Source organism: Marinilabilia salmonicolor (assembly GCF_003003035.1).
Taxonomy (GTDB): Bacteria; Bacteroidota; Bacteroidia; order Bacteroidales; family Marinilabiliaceae; genus Marinilabilia; species Marinilabilia salmonicolor_A.
Window position 1 is genome coordinate 353,465 of sequence record NZ_PVTS01000002.1, and the last position, 20,298, is coordinate 373,762.

Sequence of the window (20,298 nt, forward strand, 5' to 3'; positions counted from 1 at the left end):
TTTTTTTACCACAGAGAAGCACGGAGGAGCACAGAGTAACATCGCAAACTTTCCGTGTGACTTTTTGGATAACTGTAGTTTTTTTTCTTTTTCCCCAGAAAAACGGAGGAGTAAACAGCAACAACGCAATCCCTCTGTGTGTCTCTGTGAACCTCTGTGGTTTATTCTTTTTTTACCACAGAGAAGCACGGAGGGGCACAGAGTAACATCGCAAACTTTCCGTGTGACTCTTAGGGGCACTGTGGTTCTTTTTCACCCCAGAGAACCGGAGGAGTAAACAGCAACAACGCAATCCCTCTGTGTGTCTCTGTGAACCTCTGTGGTTATTCCTTTTTTTTACCACAGAGAAGCACGGAGGAGCACAGAGTAATAACGCAAACTTTCCGTGGGACTCTTTGGGTCACTGTGGTTCTTTTTTTCAGCCCAGAGAAACGGAGGAGTACACAGAAATAACGCAATCCCTCGGTGTGTCTCTGTGGAACTCTGTGGTTTATTCTTTTTTTACCACAGAGAAGCACCGAGGGGCACAGAGTAACATCGCAAACTTTTCGTGTGACTTTTTGGATAACTGTAGTTTTTTTTCTTTTTCCCCAGAAAACCGGAGGAGTACACAGCAACAACGCAATCCCTCTGGGTGTCTCTGTGAACCTCTGTGGTTATTCCTTTTTTACCACAGAGACGCACGGAGAAAACACAGAAAAAAAATCAATTATTCACTACTCTCTGTATCCCGTTTTTTAATTTGCTAACATTGAAATTCAACAGAAGACCAACCCGGCATTCTGATAATTTCAAATACGTTAATAATTGAGCTAAATGTAAATCTGTCAATCGTTCTACTGTCTTCAACTCAACAATAATCTTGTTTTCAACCAACAAGTCCAGTCTGAACCCAGTCTTTAACCGAACATCTCCATAAACAACCGGTAATATCTTCTCTTTTTCAACTTCAAACCCTTCATTTTTCAATTCGTAGAAAAGGCACTCTTGATAAACCGACTCAAAAAGACCCGGCCCCAGTGTTTTATGAACCTTTATGGCAAGCTCAATAATCGAACCTGTAATTAAATTTTCATGCATAATGCAGGTAGTTTTAAGGTTTTAATAACTCATGGGTTTTACAACACAGAATCAGTAATATACAATTTTTTTGTGTTTCATTTTTAATAACAAAAAAAAACCAAAAGCAAAGAAATGATAAATCCCCTCTTTGTTTCTCGCTGAACACTAACAACTTACCCTTTTTGTCCACAGAATTAAACGAAGGAACACGCAGGAACAAAACTGACCCTCGGTGACTCTCTGTGGACCTCCGTGGTTTATCTTTTTTTACCACAGAGAAGCACAGAGGGGCACAGAGTAATAACGCAAACTTTCCGTGTGACTCTTTTGGGTCACTGTGGTTCTTTTTTTTCCCCAGAAAAACGGAGGAGTACACAGCAACAACGCAATCCCTCTGTGTGTCTCTGTGAACCTCTGTGGTTATTCCTTTTTTTTAACCACAGAGAAGCACGGAGGAGCACAGAGTAATAACGCAAACTTTCCGTGTGACTCTTTTGGGTCACTGTGGTTCTTTTTCTATCCCAGAAAACCGGAGGAGTACACAGCAACAACGCAATCCCTCTGTGTGTCTCTGTGAACCTCTGTGGTTATTCCTTTTTTTTACCACAGAGAAGCACGGAGGAGCACAGAGTAACATCGCAAACTTTCCGTGTGACTTTTTGGATAACTGTAGTTTTTTTTCTTTTTCCCCAGAAAACCGGAGGAGTAAACAGCAACAACGCAATCCCTCTGTGTGTCTCTGTGAACCTCTGTGGTTATTCCTTTTTTTTACCACAGAGAAGCACGGAGGAGCACAGAGTAATAACGCAAACTTTCCGTGGGACTCTTTGGGTCACTGTGGTTCTTTTTTTCACCCCAGAGAAACGGAGGGACAGCAACAACGCAATCCCTCTGTGTGTCTCTGTGGAACTCTGTGGTTATTCCTTTTTTTTACCACAGAGAAGCACCGAGGGGCACAGAGTAATAACGCAAACTTTCCGTGTGGACTCGTTGGGTCAATGTGGTTCTTTTTTTTTCCCAGAAAACCGGAGGAGTACACAGCAACAACGCAATCCCTCTGTGTGTCTCTGTGAACCTCTGTGGTCATTCCTTTTTTTACCACAGAGCAGCACGGAGGAGCACAGAGTAACATCGCAAACTTTCCGTGGGACTCTTAGGGCCCCTTAGGTAAAACAAAAAACCCGGCACCTGCCGGGTTTAAACCTCTCTTTATGAGCCTATATTTTCTAAAAAATTTAGATCAATGACTTCAGCAGCTCTTTCATACTTATATGACCTGTCATGATTTTGTACAACTCCGAAATCTTCACCCGCTCCTGCTCCATACTATCGCGGTAACGGATGGTTACGCTATCATCCTCCATAGTCTGGTAATCCACTGTAATACAGAATGGAGTTCCTATTGCATCCTGACGGCGGTAACGCTTTCCGATAGAATCTTTCTCTTCATATCGGCAGTAAAAGTCGAACTTGAACTGATCCATTATTTCCAGCGCTTTTTCAGGCAGTCCGTCCTTACGCACCAATGGCAAAACAGCCAATTTAACGGGCGCAATTACAGGGGGCAACTTAAGCACCACACGCGATTCGGATTTCCCGTCTTTCCCGGGAACTTCCTCTTCAGTGTAAGCACCTGCCAGAATACTCAGGAACATACGGTCAACCCCGATAGAGGTCTCAATGACATACGGCACATAACTCTTGTTCAGTTCCGGATCGAAATACTGCATCTTTTTTCCTGAGAACTCCTGATGCTGAGAAAGGTCAAAATCAGTACGGGAATGAATTCCTTCAACCTCTTTGAAACCAAAAGGCATCTCAAACTCCACATCGGTAGCCGCATTGGCATAGTGTGCAAGCTTATCATGGTCGTGGAAGCGATATTTTTCATCCCCCATTCCCATCGACTTATGCCACTTCATCCGCATCTCTTTCCAGTATTCGAACCATTTCATCTCCTCGCCGGGACGCACGAAAAATTGCATCTCCATCTGCTCAAACTCACGCATGCGGAAGATAAACTGACGGGCGACAATTTCGTTACGAAAGGCTTTACCAATCTGTGCGATACCGAAAGGCAACTTCATCCGACCGGTCTTCTGCACATTCAGAAAATTCACAAAAATCCCCTGAGCAGTTTCAGGACGCAGATAAATTTTTGAGGCACCCTCTGCTGTAGAGCCCATCTCGGTAGAGAACATCAGGTTAAACTGACGAACATCGGTCCACTCTTTGGAACCCGAAAGCGGACAAGCCACTTCATAATCCACAATAATCTGGCGCAACTCTGTCAGGTCATTATCGTTAAGCGCTTTCACAAAACGTCCATGCACCTCATCCAGTTTATCCTGATTGGCTTTCACCCGTGGGTTGGTTTCGCGAAACTGAGCCTCGTCAAAATCATCGCCAAACTTTTTCCGGGCTTTTTCAATCTCCTTATCGATTTTACCCTCAAATTTGGCCATCAGGTCCTCTATAAGCACGTCGGCACGGTAACGCTTTTTGCTGTCTTTGTTGTCAATCAACGGATCGTTGAAAGCATCAACATGACCGGAAGCTTTCCAGGTAGTGGGGTGCATAAAGATTGCTGAATCAAGTCCGACAACATTCTCATGCAGCAAAACCATGGAATCCCACCAATATTTTTTGATGTTATTTTTGAGCTCAACCCCGTTCTGACCGTAGTCGTAAACGGCACCAAGACCGTCGTAAATCTCACTCGACTGAAATACAAACCCGTACTCCTTACAATGGGCTACCAACTTTTTGAAAACATCTTCCTGGGCCATACAATGAAATTTTATATGATTTTTCTTATTTCTGATTCTGCCTTGTAAAGCGCACAAAAATAAGGGAAAAAATGCTTATTGCGAATTATTTGCAAAAATCTGTTGGCGAAATTGGAGAAAATTGGGGAGGACCACCAATTCAACACCCTACAAACATATAAAAAAAAGGCTTTACACACAGCAAGGCACCAAAGCCATCCCGTGCTCTTCTTCTCATTCAACACAAAAAGACCAACCGAAAGATTTTTTATTCCAATGCGACACCCTCCATATCGTTTCTGATTTTTTCAATCAGGAAAGTATTGAAATCCTTCAGCATCAGGTTGGCATTCCAGAAAGCACACCAGCAGTAGGCATCCACCTTAAATTCATCCACATACTCCTTGTAAAAACTGCCAAAATCCTTTACCAGTGTACCGTCTTTCCTAAACAACTTCAAATCTGAAACATCAATAATAATTTTCCCCGGAGTTTTTATGCCGGAAGTAGCCAACGCTCCCACAAGTCCAAAAGATGCACCCACGGCTGCCCCTGTTGAGTATTCCTGCTGAGCATAAAAACTATTTAATGTCCCGGTCATATAGTAATCGCTAAATCTACTCTGATCGTATAAAGACATTTCAAACAAACGCGCCTTATTAAAATGATCAACCAGAATTCGGGTAAACTGATTTACAACCGTATCTTTCTTATAATGCTTTTCAGAATTAATACACATCTGTTTCCCATCCAATCTCATCTGATGTGGGTTGGAAAACAAAACAGAATTGGCCTCAAAACTATCTCTGTTATCTGTAAAAATCCTTACATCAACAACCACCGGAATGGGCGTTACCGACTTATCGGCAGCCAAATCATCGGTTTTGTAAGTTATTTTCTGGCTGATGGTGCAACCCCAAAAAGCCAGCGGGATAAAAAACAGTAGTTTTCTCATAGCTTTAATTATTCAACCTGGAAAATTATGATCTCCCCAGATTAAGGTTAAAATTTAATGCCGAGTTGAAAGGTTACTCCAACATCATTATTGTAAACATCAGAACTTAGCACTTTTTCATAAATCCCGATTCCCAGGGTGACTCCAGCTTTTGATTCAGGAATAAACACAATGCCCTGCGACGGATTCAGGCCGAAAAACATATTGGAAGAAACATCTCCTGAAAAGTCTGTGAGTTCTTCCTCTCCGTAGATCAACCTTACCCCCAGCTGAAGGTAAAACTTATCTCCCAGACGGTAAAAAGGACTAACTCCAAACGTCATATAGCTCATTTCAGCCTGGTAGTAGCCCGTCTTATCAAAATAATCGGGTCGGAGATCAAACCCTTCAATTCCAACAACAAGAGGAAGCCCCCACCGTGAGCTGCCCGTCAGGTTGTAACCGTAATAGTCCACGCCCCAACCTGTGGCATTTACCCCGATTCGCGGAGAATAAACAACCAGGTTAACCCATTCATCAACCTCTTCTACATATCTGGTGGTGTCTACAAGAACCTCATTGACTTTGTCTTCAACAACGATGATAGAATCGAAACTGTCCGCAACACTCCCTTCACCCCCTCGCTGATAGCTCCTGACTTCCGTCATCGGAATAAAACTTGAAAGGCGTCTTTCTCCATCATGGAAATCAAAATAAATAACCTGCTCATCCACCTTGGTAATAACACAATCAATTTGCTCCCCGTCTCTTTTGGTAATCTGGTCCTGCGCATTTAACAGCGCAGAAAAACAGAGGAAAATAAAAATGAAAAATACTCTCATGATTTAGTCTGATTAATCATTTTTTTGATCGTTGCACCAGTTAATTTTCCGAAGCATTCTTTTAAGGGTCGCCTTCACAATTAACTGATGAAAGAACTGAACCGGCAAGAAATAAAGACGCCCGAACCAATTTTTGAAGACCACAGTGGTGGTTAAGCTCAAAGACGATTTACTGGTATCACTGGTGTGTTTATCAATAAATATTGAAATCCGAAAGTCAAGATGCGCATCGTCCTCCCCCATGATTAGTTCATTTTCAGTCTTTTCAAACACTTTAAATAAACCAACCCTTTCGCCCGGAACAAAATTCAGCGTCTTTTCTTTGTCCTGTTCCTTTATCAGTTGAGCACCTGTTTTTAACCCAAAAACACCTACTATACTATCTCTGACAACCATTAGGGAATTAGCCCAGTCGGGACCACTGGAAAGAAACAAATTCCCTATTTCGATAATATCGACATCCTTCACCGGAGAGCATATCACACCCTGAAAACTGTCGATATAATCGAAATCCTCATTTTTAAGAATCGACCCGGCAGGAATCGTCATCTTTTTTTCAATCATTTTTTGAACCGTTACTGTTGTGCTGTCAATTCTTCGATCAGCAATTCTATTTCCTGATTGATACCGAAAATTTCGTTTTCATAAATTTCGGTATCTTCTTCTATCGCCTTAGCAATCAACTCGTAGCTCCTGATTCTCAACCTGCAATACTCCTTCATTTTATCGTTATGTTGAACAATTGAAGCGGGCAATTCCAGATTATCACAGCTCTCCATAAGTTTTAACCCTTTGTTCCAGAAAAAAGTCCCACCGCCTTTTAATTCGTACAAAATCTGATCGTCGGGCGCATTTTCCGGCAACCTGAAAACAGCCAGGGCACGCTCCTCAATGGTAACGAATTCATTCATCTTCTGATCGTATTCGGCAATATCGTTGGGCAACGAACGATAAACCGTATAAGAAGAAATCAACAGCGTGAGTGCAAGAATGCCAATGGTGGAAAACTTGATGGAACGGTTGTCAAAAGCCTTCAGCCCCGGGACATAAGCATATCCGATAACAAAGCCACTCAACAATCCACCAATATGAGCTGCATTGTCTATCCCACTATCAGGCTTTAATCCGTTGAGCAAGTTGTAGCCCACAAAAACAGCGATACTAACCATCAGTGAGTTTCGCGCTGAACGATCAAGCAGGTTGGTGCTCAATAAGGCCAGAAAAACCCCATACAATCCAAATATTGCTCCGGAGGCACCTGCACTGATGGTCAATTCGTTCCACCACAAACTGGCCACGCTTGCTGCAATTCCTGAAATAAAATAAGCCGCCAAAAAGCGAATTTTTCCCAGATAAGGTTCCAGCAACACACCGATGTACAGCAGGGCGTAAAGATTCATCAACAGATGGATTACCCCGATGTGCAGAAAGATGGAGGTAAAAAGCCTCCAGGGCTGTCCCTCCAGTGTAAGAGGCCGAAAATTGGCACCCCAATTCATCAAATCCTGCCCCTCCGGCATCATAAAGTGAACTCCTGCAAGCACCATCAATCCAAAAATCAGGATATTCAAAATCATTAAAATCGGTGTGATAAAATACCCGTCACCAGGCTTAAAAACGGAACTAAAACCGGTCAACTTCCCTTTTACTGATAAAGGAGACTGACTCTCATCCGATGAAAAAACTTGTCGTATATTTTCAAATTTTGACAGGACCTCCTCATCTGACAGGATGTTTTTAACCTCGTCAATTTTTACAAGAAGTTTTTTCGCATTCCTCTTGTTTTTGCCCCAATCAAAAAGCTGTGCCCCGGTACACTCACTTTTAATTGTTGCAGTGTCTCCAGTAATCTCAATGGTAATTTGCTCGCTCCACGAGGTCATGGAAACTTTGGTGTAGGCAATAAAGCCTGAATCGCTCAGAAAACTCACGTCCCAGCCAAGTTGCAGTGAAGCTTCCCAAGCCAAAACCAGAAGATGTTCTTTGCTTATATCATCCAGTTTGAATTCATGGATGTACTTTGGGGAGAATCCGAAGGCCATAATTTACAAGTTAATTCATCCTTACAAGGTTACTTTCCCAGCTGTCAGGAACATCTTTTAATTCCAATACTTTCAAGGAGGCTTCTTCGGTTTCTGGAGATACACCGGAGAGTGTTTCATTCAGAAACTCTGTATCCAGTTTCCACATGGCGCCACTGGCAGGATCAATTATCAGAAACCCAATCAATCCGCCGAAAAGAACGTTTCCAACGTACCAACCGTCGAGTGAGAAATTTACAGGAACTGTTTTTGCCTCAAAGCCATCCATTTCAAAAATTACTGAATAACTGGCTTTTGAGAAGAAACCGGCACCGGCCTTCAGTTTAAAATTGGCCGGAGTGTTTCCGGTGAAAACATCAGCCCCCTTTTTGTCCTTCACCGTAATTTTTGCCCCCGACGGAGTGCTGTTAACCGAAATGGGATAGGTTGTCTTGCTAACAATGGAAGCACATCCCGATAAAAAAAGAACAGAGGTGATCAACAATAAAGAAAATCCTTGTTTGTAAAATTTGAAACTCATATTAGTTTGGTTAAGGTTCTGAAACTATGGCATTCAGAAAAGCCCCGTTTTTATTGGTTTCTGGACTCCAGTTAATATTGTGCCGACCCGTTAAATTATTCTTTTACCAAATATTGATCCGCCGAAACTTCAATTTCCGTTAAAAAGTTACCATTCATACCGCAATACCTATATGACATGGTCGTCTTGTTTTCCCTATAAATTTGCATCTCCGGATTGGTCTTCACACTTTCCAGAATAATTGGTTCCATGGCAGCTCTAAACGCATTCGCATCAATGGAATCTTTCACCCAATTGACCAGGGTGTAATGATACATAAAGTTGTTCTCTGATGGCACACTGGCGCTATCCAGACGTGTTTCCTGGTCAAGCATTACCGGACAGTCTTTGTTAAGTTCTTCGGCTGCTTTTACCATTACCTCATCGAAGGAGGGTGAAGCAAATACATAATGGTTAAGCAGAACTGAAACCGAAACACCAACCGCAATTCCGACAGCGAGTCCCAGTCTCTTCTTTATTCTGTTTTTCTTCTCTTGAGGGTTTGTCATGTTAAAACCTTAATTGATTTATTTATTTATCGTGTATAGGATTCAAAAACTATTTCACAGAGGTTTCAGGCTTTCAATAAAACCGGCCGGATTTTGAGAAATGTCGAAAATATCAACTGACTGAACACCCCGGAACGAGCGAACGCTCAGACCAAATAATGGCGAGAACCTACGAAAAAACAAGGGTGTAAAACGTGGAAATAAAAAATAAGGAACAGAGAAGAAGACAATCCTGAACAATTGATGTTCTGCTATCGCCGGGAAACGATATAATAGCAACATAGAGCCTGGGTTAAAAGGTTTTGTTAAGAACTAAAGGTTTTCTAATTTACATTGGTAAAAATAGCTTTTCTGCTTTTTATGTCCAAATTTCGAAAATGAATTCACCTATTTTTGTGAACGATTCAGGTTTGTTCCTTCTAACCCCAAAAATCAGGAAGCAAAGTCTAAAACTTAAGATAAAAATGGACAAAAAATTGACTTTTAAAGAATTGCAAGCGAATACAACAAATCAAAAATTAAGGTTTCTTAATGCGCAGCAAAAAAAAATGCAGCAATTCCGGAAATTGCTACAGTACTTTCCAATCTTTAAAGTCTCCAACACTCCAATAAACTCGTGCAAATGCCTAACAATTAAAGATTATTGCAGGCCCAACCCTAGCAATGACGCCCTTTCTCTTTTTAAAGGAAGAGCCTGACAGATGGCAGCGCGGAGAAGTCCCCCTGCCATCTGTCAGGCTCTTCTCAAATTTTAACCTTATTAAAGTTTCACCACCATTTTACCTTTATTCTTCCCGTCGAAAAGGTCCAAAAATGCTTGTGGAATGTTTTCAAAACCTTCTCTGATGGTTTCCGAAAATTTCAATTTACCCTGGCTAAACCACTCGGCCAATTGTCTTACACCCTCAGAATGTTTGTCTGCATAATCGGAAACCACGAAGCCCTGCATCAAAGAACTTTTCTTCACCAGAAATGGCTGTACACTAATACTTTTGGGAAGTTCAGTGTTGTTATACACCGAAATAGCTCCACAGTTCACTGTTCGTGAGAACTTATTGATGTTGAAGAGAACAGCCTCAGAAATAACACCCCCAACATTATCGAAATATACATCCACACCATCAGGACATGCTTTGGCAATGGCTTCGACCATATTTTCGGTGGTTTTGTAATTGATGGCGTCATCAAAACCAAATTCTGATTTGAGCATTTCCACCTTTTCATCAGTTCCGGCAATACCGACAACGCGTAAACCCAGTATTTTTCCAATTTGTCCTGTCACACTGCCTACTGCTCCGGCTGCACCAGAAACCAGAAGGGTCTCCCCCATTTTTGGTTTTCCAATCTCTGTCAACCCCAGATAAGCGGTGAGTCCGGTCATTCCTAAAACACCAAGATATGCAGAAAGAGGCGCTTTATCAGGATCAACTTTAATCAATCCATCAGCAGTTATTACCTGGGTTTCTTTCCAGGGTAAAAGACCGGAGACATAATCCCCTTTGCTAAAATTTCTGCTCTTTGATTCTAAAACTTCAGCAATAACTCCGGATGCCATTGGCTTATTGAGCTCAAAAGGCGGGATGTAAGATGGCGCATCACTCATTCTCCCACGCAAATAAGGATCTACAGAAACATACCTGGCACGGACCAGAACTTCTCCTTCCTTTAATTCAGGAATTTCTGAAGTCGTAAACCCGAAATCTGTTAATTCAGGCTTTCCTGTTGGCCTGTTCTTTAAGGTGATCGTTCTTGTGGTGTTCATAGTTTCTATGTTTTAATTTTCTCGTTAAAAGCAATAATTTGCTTCTGCAAGAACCTATGAATCATCTTTTTGTTCACAAGTTATTTTTTGACCACAGAAAACAAGAATAATCCATTGAATAGCCTCTGCATCAAACAGCAAAACCAGCAAAATACGTGGGCTAAACATCCCTCCTTGTGGTTCATTACGAATCACCGAGGATCAACCGTAATAACCCTGTACGTGTTGGAATTAATTGTGATTCTGATATTCTGTTCGTTGTTGGTTACGTAGATATTCTTTCCCGTTTTCTGAAATTGTGATTCGTCCGTTTCTTTAAGAATTCCAAAAATATTTTTCTCAATCTCGTCTTTTGAAAGCGTCCAATTCATCTTTTTATTAATTCTTTCATAAACAAGATCGGTGTAGCAAAGATTCCTTAATACTAATCCCTTATAACTTTCCATTTCAACTTTATATTTAATCAAGGTTTGTATTCAATGGTAAATAGATATCAATTACCGAACCAGGGTTGTTCCAGTGAAATCGCCAATCATATTTTTCGAAGTGAATAAAACCTGTTTTTGTATGGTCTTGAATTTCCAGGTTTGATTTTGGCAAAATGACCTTATAAATTTCCACATACGTGTGTTTCATATTCTCCATACTCCCGTGGTGAGAATATATTTCATATTCCCCTTTAGGAATTTCCTTATAAGAAAAATGGTCCGGAAACAAAAGATGGTTTGTGGGAATTGCAGTGAGGTAAAAATACCTTTCGCCCGATTTAAAGGTGATCCCATACTTTACCCAATTACCACCGCCTTGATTTAGATTATATTTTTTTAGTTCTTTGTTAAAATGCACCCAGTGTTTTCGGATGATTTGAAAATTTTCAGTTTGTTATTTTGTCAATTCTACAAAAAGTCCGGAAGTCTGAATATTCTTCTTTATTGTTGCCATTTCGGCTTGTTTTTAAATGCTTTAAAACGGTTTGGTTTCAGATATAGGCCAGTGTCATGTGCTTTTGCTTCTATGCTATTTCTGTCTTCCTCAATCTGAGTTTTGGTTTATTTAATTTATCAATGGATTCTCTGACCTTATCTCTTGTTTCAGATTGAAGATAAGTTGGAATTAATGTTTTTAAGCTTATCCCCAAAAGTCGATGTATTATTACCAAATCTTTCAACGTGAATTGGGAAATACCATTTATTAATTCACTCATATATGATTTTGGGTGTCCCAATATTTGCCCTAAATCCTGCTGGGTCATATCAAATTCTTTGAGCTTTTTTCTGATACTTTCTTTCCGTTTTTGTATGAATTTTTGTTCGTAATCAACGATTTCTTCTGCTTTGTCAGATTCTTCTATTTGGGAATCGGTTATATTTTCAAAATCCGACCATTTTCTACTTTCGTATTCTGAGATTAAGTCTCTTATTTTTTCACGGAAAAGTTTTAAATCCGGGTTTTCTTTAATCATTAAGCGTAATTTACGGTCAAGCAATGATGCTTTTTGTAAATCATATTCATTATCAAGTCTTTCGATATTCGCAATTTCTTTTATGTCCTTAATTTCTTTCATCGTTCTTAGCTTTAAATCCAATCATTATTTTTCAACCACTTTTTGATGACGTTTCTGTTGTTCTTGAAAGTCATTTCGTAATCATCGTGGTTACCTGCCCAAACAACTGTTGCTTCTCCGTTTTCTTCAAATTCAATTAGAATTAAAGTTCTGTGAATGTTGATATTGAAAAAATAGAATTCTCCTCCATAAACACAATTGGCGTCTGGCCTTTCTTTTGTCAAATCATGTGGTGTTTGCCAGTTGCTTGTCTCAATGTCGGAAATGAGTTGTTCAACTGCATTTACCAATTTTGAGTTTCCCTGATTTTTCTTAATCAGTTTGGCCAGAATGTGTTTGTTAGTAATTCTCAATTTGTTTGGGTTTAATCATCTTACGTCAAAGATACGATTAAAGTTCGGAAATAATAAGAACAATGTGTGTTTTTTTCGGTTGCAATTGCGCATAACCTTTTCGATAAAATCACTTTTATCGGCCTAAAAATCAATCCCATTCAAGGTAATTCCGCCAATTGTGTTGCTCTTTGAATCCCAAAACTTCACGGATTTTCCGATTTGAAAACAATGCTTCATGCTGGCCCAACTCCCGGGAGAGCGGCACTCCCGGAAAATACTTCTCAACCAGTTCTTTGGTCGGAATAACCGCGCCGTTGTGGTCGTTTCCGGCATTGAAAATCTGATAGCCCAGACCATCTTTTTTCAAACATAAATCCACTATCTGTCCAAGGTCACGAGCATCAATATAACAAAACGCATTTCTGCGGCGCACTTCAGGATTTTTAAAATAATATGGAAAGAGTTCTGTGTATTCGTGAGGCTCAATCACATTACCGATACGCAGGGCGTAAATATCAAAGCCCGACCGTCGCTGGAACCCGCGGGCTGTTTCCTCATTTACAACCTTCGATATCCCGTAACTATCCATGGGATCCACATCATAGTCCTCCTCCAAAGGCAGCACATGAGGATCCGTTTTGCCGTCCGAAAAACAAATGCCGTAGGTAGTCTCTGACGAAGCAATGATAATCTTCTTAATACCAAGCTTTACGGCAGCTTCAATTACATTATAGGTACCAATCGTGTTGACCCGGAAAGTTTCGTTGTCCGGTTTTATCAGAATCCGGGGTACCGCAGCGAAATGCACAACAGCATCGAATTTTGGAACACCACTACCCGGCTCCAACTCTTCTAATCCGGCATACGAACTCATGGCATTAAACATTTGTCCTGAATCGGTAATATCGGCTATCAGATTATCCACACCGGGGTAATCCAATGGCTGCAAATCAACATTCAACACTTTATGCCCCTGATCCAACAGATAAGGGATCACGTGTTTTCCCGCTTTTCCTGTTCCTCCTGTAAATAAAATTCGCATTTTTGTCATATTTTTAATACCTATTTCCCATTTTTCTTAACCAACCCTTAGCTTTGCCGCATCTTTCCACAAATAGTGCGGCAATGGTTCATTCAACTCCCATTCAATATTCATGGGTTTTGAGCCGTAGTAATCACTCAATTTTCCCTCACCTACAAAAACATACCCCATGGTAATGCCAAATTCGTCCTTGTTCCTTTCTCTGACAAAAAGGAGTATTCTCTTATTCTCTTCTTGATGATTTATATAAGAAAGACCTTTTGACGTTTCCGGTCCTGCTGAATTTTGACTTTGCCAGTGAAATAAAGTTTCATTAATGGCGTAATCATCATACATCGTGGTTGGTGAAAAGTTTTCTTCTGACTTAATCAAATTAATAAACAGCAATTCTGTATTGATGGCAGCATTATAAGCGACTCCTTCCCGGCTTGATGATTTATACTCAAAAGTAGTTAGCCCAAAAGCGATCAGGATCTGTTCTCTGGTGTATCTAGCATGAAGTTTTAGCGGTTGCTCATAGTGAAACTCAAAATCAATCTCCTTAAAATCAATTCTGTCCACCAATATTTCCAATACCTCAATCATCTCCTCAACCAATTGTTTATTTTTTCCAATTTCAAGAATACCTGACTCCAAAGAATCAAAACGTTTCGTTTCTTGCCATACATCATAATACAACATCAACAACATACGCTTTTCTAACTCATCGCAAGATTTCAGAGAAATAATAAAGCCATTCCTAGCTACCTCTAAAACAAATTCAAAATAGCTGGTGGAACAACATGAAAACCACTTTTTATAAATGGCAGTAATAATTTGTTTCTCATTGGTACTATCAAAATGTTTAATCTTTCCGGCCTCATAGCAAAGCCGTTTCCAACCACCTCTTTGGTATATTAACGGTAGTGGAATATCGCAAAAAGTAACAAAATTCTTAAGGTTAAGATCCAGTGTCGTACTATGCTCAAAACTTTTGATTTTTTGAATCAGCCTATTTCGATTAAGTTTTGTTGCTGCAGTGATATTATCAAGTACTATCTTCCTGGCTTTTCGTTCAAGCACAATCGAACATCCAAGAGGTAAATGTGGGAAATTATCCTCAATTTCCCTTTTTACAGTTGTGGCTGTTTTACCGATCAATGCCCGGAATTTATTCTCAAAATTATATTCAGATCTCGAACTCCCTACAAAATCCAGAACGGTCAAAACTTCTTTTTCCTCTGTTAATCGCAAACCTCTTCCAAGTTGCTGAAGAAAGATCGTCAAGCTTTCGGTTGGTCTCAAAAAAAGAACCGTATCAATTTCCGGAATGTCAACCCCCTCATTAAAAACATCAACCACAAACAAATAGTTAATTTCCTTCCGCATTAATTGCTCTCTACACCTTTCCCTGTCGTTGATATTTGCACTTGTTAAAGAAGCAGCTTTTAACCCACTAAGATTAAACTTTTGGCTCATAAACCGGGCATGTTCAATAGTCACGCAAAATCCCAATGCGCGAACGTCATTAAGATCCCTGGTATATCTATTGAGAGCTTCAATTATTTCACGTACCCGTCTGTCGTTAGCCGTATAAACAGAAGACAGTTCACTGACAACATACCTGCCTCTCTCCCACTTAACTTTTGAAAGATCAACACTATCAGTAATTCCGAAATAATGAAATGGGCATAGTAATTTCCTGTTGAGGGCTTCCGGCAATCTGATTTCAGCAGCAATCCGTTGATGAAAGTCCTCCTGAATATCTCCTCCATCCATTCTTTCAGGAGTTGCGGTTAATCCCAGCAATACTTTGGGCTGAAAAAAATTAATAATGCCCCGATAGCTGCTTGCTGTAAGATGATGGCACTCATCAACCACAATATAATCAAAATCGTCAGGTGAAAATAAGCCATCATTAAGCCTGTTATTTACAGTTTGAACAGATGCAAAAATATTTTCAAAACTGTCAGGGATCATCCCATCCACCCACAATTCTCCAAAATTGTTGTCTCTTAATATTCCTCTGAAAGTGCTCAACGCCTGACTTAAAATCTCTTTTCTATGTGCCAGAAAAAGAAGCCTGGAAGGATTGTTTAATCTGATAAATCTTTTGTAATCAAATGCAGAAATAACCGTTTTCCCGGTTCCTGTGGCCGCAACAACCAAATTCCTTTTCCTACGATGAACACTCCTCTCGACCTCCAGTTTTTCCAGGATCTCTTCCTGAAATGGAAAAGGCTTTAAATCAAAGAATGAGAGATTAATTGCTGAACTACCTTGATTTCTTCCAGCGTTTAAAGAGGTCTGCAGTTTCTCACGATGCACATCATCCTCAAAGACCTCAAAATCATCGCTTTGCCAATAAGAATCAAATGTTTTTTGAAATTTATCAATAATATGACTTACCTCTTTGGTAGTCACCTTCAGGTTCCATTCCAATCCATCCGTCAATGCGGACCTGGAGAAATTAGAAGAACCAATATATCCCGTATGAAAACCTGTATTGCGCTTAAACAAATATGCTTTTGCATGCAGCCGCTCATTTCCTGTATTATACGAAATCTTTATCTGAGAATTATCCAATTTCGAAAGCATCTGAATTGCCTTATAATCAGACGCTCCCATATAAGTAGTGGTAATAACTCTCAATTTTCCTCCCCTGCGGGTAAATTCTTTTAATTCCGGCTCTAGTATGATAATGCCTTTAAACTTGATAAAGGAAACCAATAGGTCAATCTCATCAGAAGAAAGGATCTCCTTTTTAAGTTCACTCTCTAGGGAAAGCCCAACGTTGCCTCCTGTAAAGAGCTCACTATGCGTCAAACTTGTATATGGAGTAATTTCTTTTAAATGTAATTTAAAGTCAGAAAAATGAGCATCAACTCTCGAAAAAACAGCTTTTAAAACGGCCCCTTCCATGGCAATTAAGTCCTCAGATAACTCTTCTTTCTGAAGTTCTTCCTTTAAAAAGAGAATAATCTTATTTACAATAGCAATCTGTATTTCAAGCCGATTATCACCTTTGATATAACTTAACGCATTCCTTATCGTTTGAGAAAGGTGTTTTGCCAATACAGAAGCAGCCTCTGCCTTGTCTATTACCGTCTTGTCAATAAAAAAATCATTTTTATTAACTTCCGCTAATTGACTGGAAACAAGTTCAGTTACCAATTCCTCGTATATTCCTTCGTTCATAAATCCATGTATTGTTTAAGAACGGGCAAATCTGCTTCGGCCCAATCCAGGTCTGGCATTTGTTTTTTCTCAAGCAACAAAAATTGTTGGTGCTCCCTAAGTTTTAATTCTCCATGTTTATATCGCGCCAGGAAAGGTATCAAGTCAACAGATATTTCTGCATAATCATGGGAGACTGGTGTCAAACGACGTTGAAGTTCTATTTCAATAGCTAATTCTTCTTTTATTTCTCTTTTAATGCAAGCCTCTTCCGATTCCCCTCGTTCCACTTTGCCTCCCGGGAACTCCCATTTCAAAGGCATGCTCATTTGGGAACCACGTTGTACAACGAGGAATTTGGTGTCGAAAGAAATAATTGCACAAGTAACCTTAATTCTATTCAACAGACTGAATTTTAGATCATAAACGTTCTTCAAACCAAAGATAACATTTTTCTGTGCCCCTCGAAAACAAAGAGAGGAGATCGCACCTCAGCACCATCTCCTCTTTATTGAATATCTAAATTTGCAAAGCCCCTAATTCACACTCAGCATCGGCTCATCGCGGTAGCCGTGACGGCCAAAGATCAGGTTGAGCCCAAAGCGGAAAGTAAGATCTTTTTGGCGATGCAACATCGGAAAAGAATCTCCCTCATCGAAAGTCACCTCAGAATAGCGCATGGGGATATAGTCGGCCGCCATATACATTTGCAGGGGGCCTGCCAAAAATGTCACCGCAGTACCCAAACCATTTCCTCCACTGATACGCTTGCTGTAATTAAGATTGAAAGCGATAAAACTGTAAGGCTGAATATTGGCAGAGAGGTTGAACTCCTGACGAAAATTATGCTTCTGAAACACGCTGCGGGACAACAGCCCAAACGAAACAGCCGGGCTCATCCTGTAAGAGGCACCCACATACATGGAAGGGGTGAGCGGAATGCTGAATTTATCATGTCCTACCCCATAATCAATCACGGTCTTCAATGAATCACCAATATCTTCAAAAGCCTGTTCAATGTCTTCCTCTTCAGAACCATTCACACTAACACCTTCAAAATTATAGGTTCCGTTAAAAGAAAGACTGTTCAGATCATTTTTAAACTTAACCCAACCCAGGTTGGTCAGGGCAGCCGAAAAGGTCCAGTCTTCCGTGTGTTCATAAACGGCACCAAAATCAAAAGCCAGGCCGCCATTGTTCAGGGAAGTCAGATATTCAGCCACCTCATCATCCTCCAGATCCTTTCCATCAATCGATTCGGGGAAATCACCGGGCACTTCGCTCTCCTCCACCTCAATGGGTGCGGAAGAGTAAAAGGTTCCGTCCACATGTACATCCCACTGCTGGCGGCTGGTATTCAGCTCAAATTTATTGATGTCGGTAACGCCCCCCACAATGCCAAAAAGTGGCTTAAGTTTGGCTCCAAAGGTGAATTTATCGTTCCATTTCCTGCTATACCCGAAAGCCAACTCGTGATAAGCTGCCTCTTTGATTCGCATGGTGGAAAAATCGAAGTTTTGACCATCAGGAAACCCCAGTTCCGTAATCTTAAAAAGATCGGAAGGAATGCCCGTTTGCATAACATTTTTCACCGACATAGTAAACGTAAAATAATCCCGGCCGGATCGGAAACCAATACCCAAAAGATCCACGGTCTCTTCATTGTTGATGCCCACAGCTTTGCCGACGGCATTGTAAAGATCGTCGTAGTTAAACTGGTCGTTCAGAGGAGTTACCCATTGACTGCCCACCTCCTGAAAGGCGTCATTAAAGGCCACATCACTCTGAAACATCAGGCCGGTGGAAGGCAAGGCAAAGAAACCGTTGACACGCGGTTGCATGGCCGGATTGATCTGTGACGACTGAGGAATGGTCTCCATGAAGTAAAGCCCCATGGGATTTTGTGCGGTTGCCTGAAACAACATCAAAAATGCGATGGATACGGTGGCAATATATATTTTGATCTTCATTCGTATAAAATTTATTAGGTTATTGCTGGATGAAACCAATGCTGCTTTTTTTTTAATCACGAAACGCCCAATTTCATCAAACTCCGGATTTACAATTTTCAATGACCTCTTCCGCCTAAAATGAAGGCATTTTGCCGGCCGCTTCAAACGAAACGTCTGCTTTAAAACTCATATCATCGTAAATTTTCACAAACTCTTCACCATCGGTAAAAAATTTAGTTTCCAGCATAATATTCATAGCATTTAGATCCAGATAATCGTTGATCTGATCTTGTGTCACCTCAATTTCAAACTCGGTATGCGTGGGATTTTGTACCCGACCACTTTCTGAATCAGGAACACCTGCTTTCACAATGTGAATGCTTTCGCCATTTTCGGCATCTCCAAACAGATTTCCAATATTGTTCCCTTCGGCATCCACCACCCATGCCGCAGCAGAGATGTCCACCGGTATTTTGCTGTAAAAATCGAACCAGATGGTTGCTGATTCCACTTCACGGGCATCATCAGAGTCTTCCCCAAGGATGTCATTAAAGTCAAAATCAATGGTATCGGTTCTCACGTAATCAGAAGAAGTCCGGAACCAAAGCGGAGCAACAATATCCATCTCTCCCTGAAGCACATTAGACGGTCCCATGAAGTTCGACGCCTGTGTTTCTCCATCAGGATTGGAAAAAGAAGTAACATCAAACAACACCCGACGTGGATAACTATTCGCGATTTCCACAATATTGCCCGGATTGGATTTGCTTATGTGAAAACTGGTTTCACTCGCACTGATGGGGTTCCCGTAAACAGCCGGTTCCAATGCAAGATGAATCTGATTGCTGTTTTCCACCTCTAAAACATCAATCAAAGCGTTGTTTTCATCATAAAACCGCAGGTTTTCGGCTACCACATCAAAAGGTACCCCTATTTCACTGTTTACTTTCAGGTCGATGTAAAAATCAAACAACTCTATCTTATTATCATCATCCATTTCCAGCTCATCAAACACATCAAGCGTCAATTCCTCATCGGGACGTGCAGATTCCTGCTGTCCGAAATAACCAAACGCCATTCCGGGCTGCATATCCACTAATGAAAACTCCAGCTCCACATCACCAGCCACCATATTTGACAAATCCAGAGAGGTTACAACGGATATGTAACTGGAATCAACAGCCTGGGAGGGAATAACCTTTTTTTCGCTTAAATCTTCCGTAATCTGAAAAATTCGCTGATTACCTGAAGCATAAAAAGAATAACTCAGAGGAACCCCGTCGTGAAGCACCTCAGGAATGGTTATCGTAATATTCCCCTCCGTGCCGTAAGGAACCATAAGATAAGCTGACAGAGCACCCCACTCCATGGTAAGACTGTCATAACGAACATCAGCGCGGTGATTCAACTGAACTTTCTCTGTATAATCCACATTTACGGAAGAATTTATGGGAAACAGCAACCCGGGGGAATAGGTCCAGGTATCGTTGAAATCTCTCAGATTAACCAGAGATTCCCAGTCAATGTCCACATCTCTGGTATATTTCACATTTACCAACCCCTCTTCATCCACAAAAACATATTCGTTATCGATATCGCGGATCAAATCTGCCACCTGATAGGTAATATCTCCGGCAGGAGCAGCAATCTCAATGCGCCGGTTACTATCGGTAGTAACCGAAATATCATCATCCTGACATCCCATTAAAAAAATGGGAATGATCAGTATTCCTGTTTTCAAAAATTTCATGCTCTTCATAACTCAAAAATT

At 40.7% G+C, this 20,298-nt stretch carries 18 protein-coding genes; all 18 read right to left on the reverse strand.

What is annotated here, in order from left to right; genetic code table 11:
• Positions 1-705 precede the first annotated feature (705 nt).
• Positions 706-1,080 carry a GxxExxY protein gene (locus tag BY457_RS03110; RefSeq protein ID WP_106151862.1) on the reverse strand — a complete coding sequence of 125 codons (375 nt, stop codon included), beginning with the start codon at positions 1,078-1,080 and terminating at the stop codon, positions 706-708.
• A gap of 1,217 nt (positions 1,081-2,297) precedes the next feature.
• Positions 2,298-3,851, reverse strand: coding sequence for a glycine--tRNA ligase (locus BY457_RS03115; RefSeq protein ID WP_106151863.1), 1,554 nt, complete (start codon positions 3,849-3,851; stop codon positions 2,298-2,300).
• A gap of 247 nt (positions 3,852-4,098) precedes the next feature.
• Complete coding sequence (locus BY457_RS03120; protein ID WP_106151864.1) at positions 4,099-4,785, reverse strand: hypothetical protein; 687 nt, start codon at positions 4,783-4,785, stop codon at positions 4,099-4,101.
• 47 nt (positions 4,786-4,832) lie between these two features.
• The gene (locus tag BY457_RS03125) at positions 4,833-5,606 is read right to left on the reverse strand and encodes a hypothetical protein (protein WP_106151865.1); all 774 of its coding nucleotides are present in this window, start codon (positions 5,604-5,606) and stop codon (positions 4,833-4,835) included.
• A 12-nt stretch (positions 5,607-5,618) separates the two neighbouring features.
• Positions 5,619-6,170 carry a DUF2867 domain-containing protein gene (locus BY457_RS03130; RefSeq protein ID WP_106151866.1) on the reverse strand — a complete coding sequence of 184 codons (552 nt, stop codon included), beginning with the start codon at positions 6,168-6,170 and terminating at the stop codon, positions 5,619-5,621.
• An 11-nt stretch (positions 6,171-6,181) separates the two neighbouring features.
• Positions 6,182-7,648: a rhomboid family intramembrane serine protease gene (locus BY457_RS03135; RefSeq protein WP_106151867.1), complete on the reverse strand. Its 1,467-nt coding sequence runs from the start codon at positions 7,646-7,648 to the stop codon at positions 6,182-6,184.
• A 10-nt stretch (positions 7,649-7,658) separates the two neighbouring features.
• Entirely contained in the window at positions 7,659-8,168 is a 510-nt protein-coding gene (locus tag BY457_RS03140) for a hypothetical protein (protein WP_106151868.1), read from the reverse strand.
• A 95-nt stretch (positions 8,169-8,263) separates the two neighbouring features.
• Complete coding sequence (locus BY457_RS03145; protein WP_106151869.1) at positions 8,264-8,716, reverse strand: hypothetical protein; 453 nt, start codon at positions 8,714-8,716, stop codon at positions 8,264-8,266.
• Between the two features lie 760 nt (positions 8,717-9,476).
• Positions 9,477-10,478 (reverse strand): NADP-dependent oxidoreductase, encoded by a 1,002-nt coding sequence (locus BY457_RS03155; protein WP_106151871.1) that lies wholly within the window; start codon positions 10,476-10,478, stop codon positions 9,477-9,479.
• A gap of 191 nt (positions 10,479-10,669) precedes the next feature.
• Positions 10,670-10,924 carry a DUF3781 domain-containing protein gene (locus BY457_RS03160; protein WP_106151872.1) on the reverse strand — a complete coding sequence of 85 codons (255 nt, stop codon included), beginning with the start codon at positions 10,922-10,924 and terminating at the stop codon, positions 10,670-10,672.
• A gap of 13 nt (positions 10,925-10,937) precedes the next feature.
• Positions 10,938-11,342, reverse strand: coding sequence for a GyrI-like domain-containing protein (locus BY457_RS19320; protein WP_374956691.1), 405 nt, complete (start codon positions 11,340-11,342; stop codon positions 10,938-10,940).
• Positions 11,343-11,490: 148 nt separating this feature from the next.
• The gene (locus BY457_RS03170; RefSeq protein WP_106151873.1) at positions 11,491-12,042 is read right to left on the reverse strand and encodes a helix-turn-helix domain-containing protein; all 552 of its coding nucleotides are present in this window, start codon (positions 12,040-12,042) and stop codon (positions 11,491-11,493) included.
• 11 nt (positions 12,043-12,053) lie between these two features.
• Positions 12,054-12,395, reverse strand: coding sequence for a type II toxin-antitoxin system HigB family toxin (locus tag BY457_RS03175; protein ID WP_106151874.1), 342 nt, complete (start codon positions 12,393-12,395; stop codon positions 12,054-12,056).
• A 130-nt stretch (positions 12,396-12,525) separates the two neighbouring features.
• A complete protein-coding gene (locus tag BY457_RS03180; RefSeq protein ID WP_219885129.1) occupies positions 12,526-13,419 on the reverse strand; it encodes an NAD-dependent epimerase/dehydratase family protein in 894 nt (297 codons plus the stop codon).
• A 36-nt stretch (positions 13,420-13,455) separates the two neighbouring features.
• Positions 13,456-16,596 carry a DUF3427 domain-containing protein gene (locus BY457_RS03185; protein WP_106151876.1) on the reverse strand — a complete coding sequence of 1,047 codons (3,141 nt, stop codon included), beginning with the start codon at positions 16,594-16,596 and terminating at the stop codon, positions 13,456-13,458.
• The gene (locus BY457_RS03190) at positions 16,593-16,979 is read right to left on the reverse strand and encodes a (deoxy)nucleoside triphosphate pyrophosphohydrolase (RefSeq protein WP_258176545.1); all 387 of its coding nucleotides are present in this window, start codon (positions 16,977-16,979) and stop codon (positions 16,593-16,595) included. The genes BY457_RS03185 and BY457_RS03190 overlap by 4 nt, the downstream gene beginning before the upstream one ends.
• Positions 16,980-17,111: 132 nt before the next feature.
• Positions 17,112-18,545, reverse strand: coding sequence for a DUF5723 family protein (locus BY457_RS03195; RefSeq protein ID WP_106151926.1), 1,434 nt, complete (start codon positions 18,543-18,545; stop codon positions 17,112-17,114).
• A 115-nt stretch (positions 18,546-18,660) separates the two neighbouring features.
• Positions 18,661-20,286 carry a hypothetical protein gene (locus BY457_RS03200; RefSeq protein WP_258176547.1) on the reverse strand — a complete coding sequence of 542 codons (1,626 nt, stop codon included), beginning with the start codon at positions 20,284-20,286 and terminating at the stop codon, positions 18,661-18,663.
• Positions 20,287-20,298 lie beyond the last annotated feature (12 nt).

What these genes read in the sequence shown, in the direction of transcription:
- BY457_RS03155 (WP_106151871.1), bottom strand. Translation starts at nt 10,478, where the DNA reads ATGAACACCACAAGAACGATCACCTTAAAGAACAGGCCAACAGGAAAG.
- BY457_RS03110 (WP_106151862.1), bottom strand. Translation starts at nt 1,080, where the DNA reads ATGCATGAAAATTTAATTACAGGTTCGATTATTGAGCTTGCCATAAAG.
- BY457_RS03125 (WP_106151865.1), bottom strand. Translation starts at nt 5,606, where the DNA reads ATGAGAGTATTTTTCATTTTTATTTTCCTCTGTTTTTCTGCGCTGTTA.
- BY457_RS03170 (WP_106151873.1), bottom strand. Translation starts at nt 12,042, where the DNA reads ATGAAAGAAATTAAGGACATAAAAGAAATTGCGAATATCGAAAGACTT.
- BY457_RS03200 (WP_258176547.1), bottom strand. Translation starts at nt 20,286, where the DNA reads ATGAAGAGCATGAAATTTTTGAAAACAGGAATACTGATCATTCCCATT.
- BY457_RS03130 (WP_106151866.1), bottom strand. Translation starts at nt 6,170, where the DNA reads ATGATTGAAAAAAAGATGACGATTCCTGCCGGGTCGATTCTTAAAAAT.
- BY457_RS03180 (WP_219885129.1), bottom strand. Translation starts at nt 13,419, where the DNA reads ATGCGAATTTTATTTACAGGAGGAACAGGAAAAGCGGGAAAACACGTG.
- BY457_RS03195 (WP_106151926.1), bottom strand. Translation starts at nt 18,545, where the DNA reads ATGAAGATCAAAATATATATTGCCACCGTATCCATCGCATTTTTGATG.
- BY457_RS03160 (WP_106151872.1), bottom strand. Translation starts at nt 10,924, where the DNA reads ATGGAAAGTTATAAGGGATTAGTATTAAGGAATCTTTGCTACACCGAT.
- BY457_RS03185 (WP_106151876.1), bottom strand. Translation starts at nt 16,596, where the DNA reads ATGAACGAAGGAATATACGAGGAATTGGTAACTGAACTTGTTTCCAGT.
- BY457_RS03120 (WP_106151864.1), bottom strand. Translation starts at nt 4,785, where the DNA reads ATGAGAAAACTACTGTTTTTTATCCCGCTGGCTTTTTGGGGTTGCACC.
- BY457_RS03135 (WP_106151867.1), bottom strand. Translation starts at nt 7,648, where the DNA reads ATGGCCTTCGGATTCTCCCCAAAGTACATCCATGAATTCAAACTGGAT.
- BY457_RS03140 (WP_106151868.1), bottom strand. Translation starts at nt 8,168, where the DNA reads ATGAGTTTCAAATTTTACAAACAAGGATTTTCTTTATTGTTGATCACC.
- BY457_RS03115 (WP_106151863.1), bottom strand. Translation starts at nt 3,851, where the DNA reads ATGGCCCAGGAAGATGTTTTCAAAAAGTTGGTAGCCCATTGTAAGGAG.
- BY457_RS03145 (WP_106151869.1), bottom strand. Translation starts at nt 8,716, where the DNA reads ATGACAAACCCTCAAGAGAAGAAAAACAGAATAAAGAAGAGACTGGGA.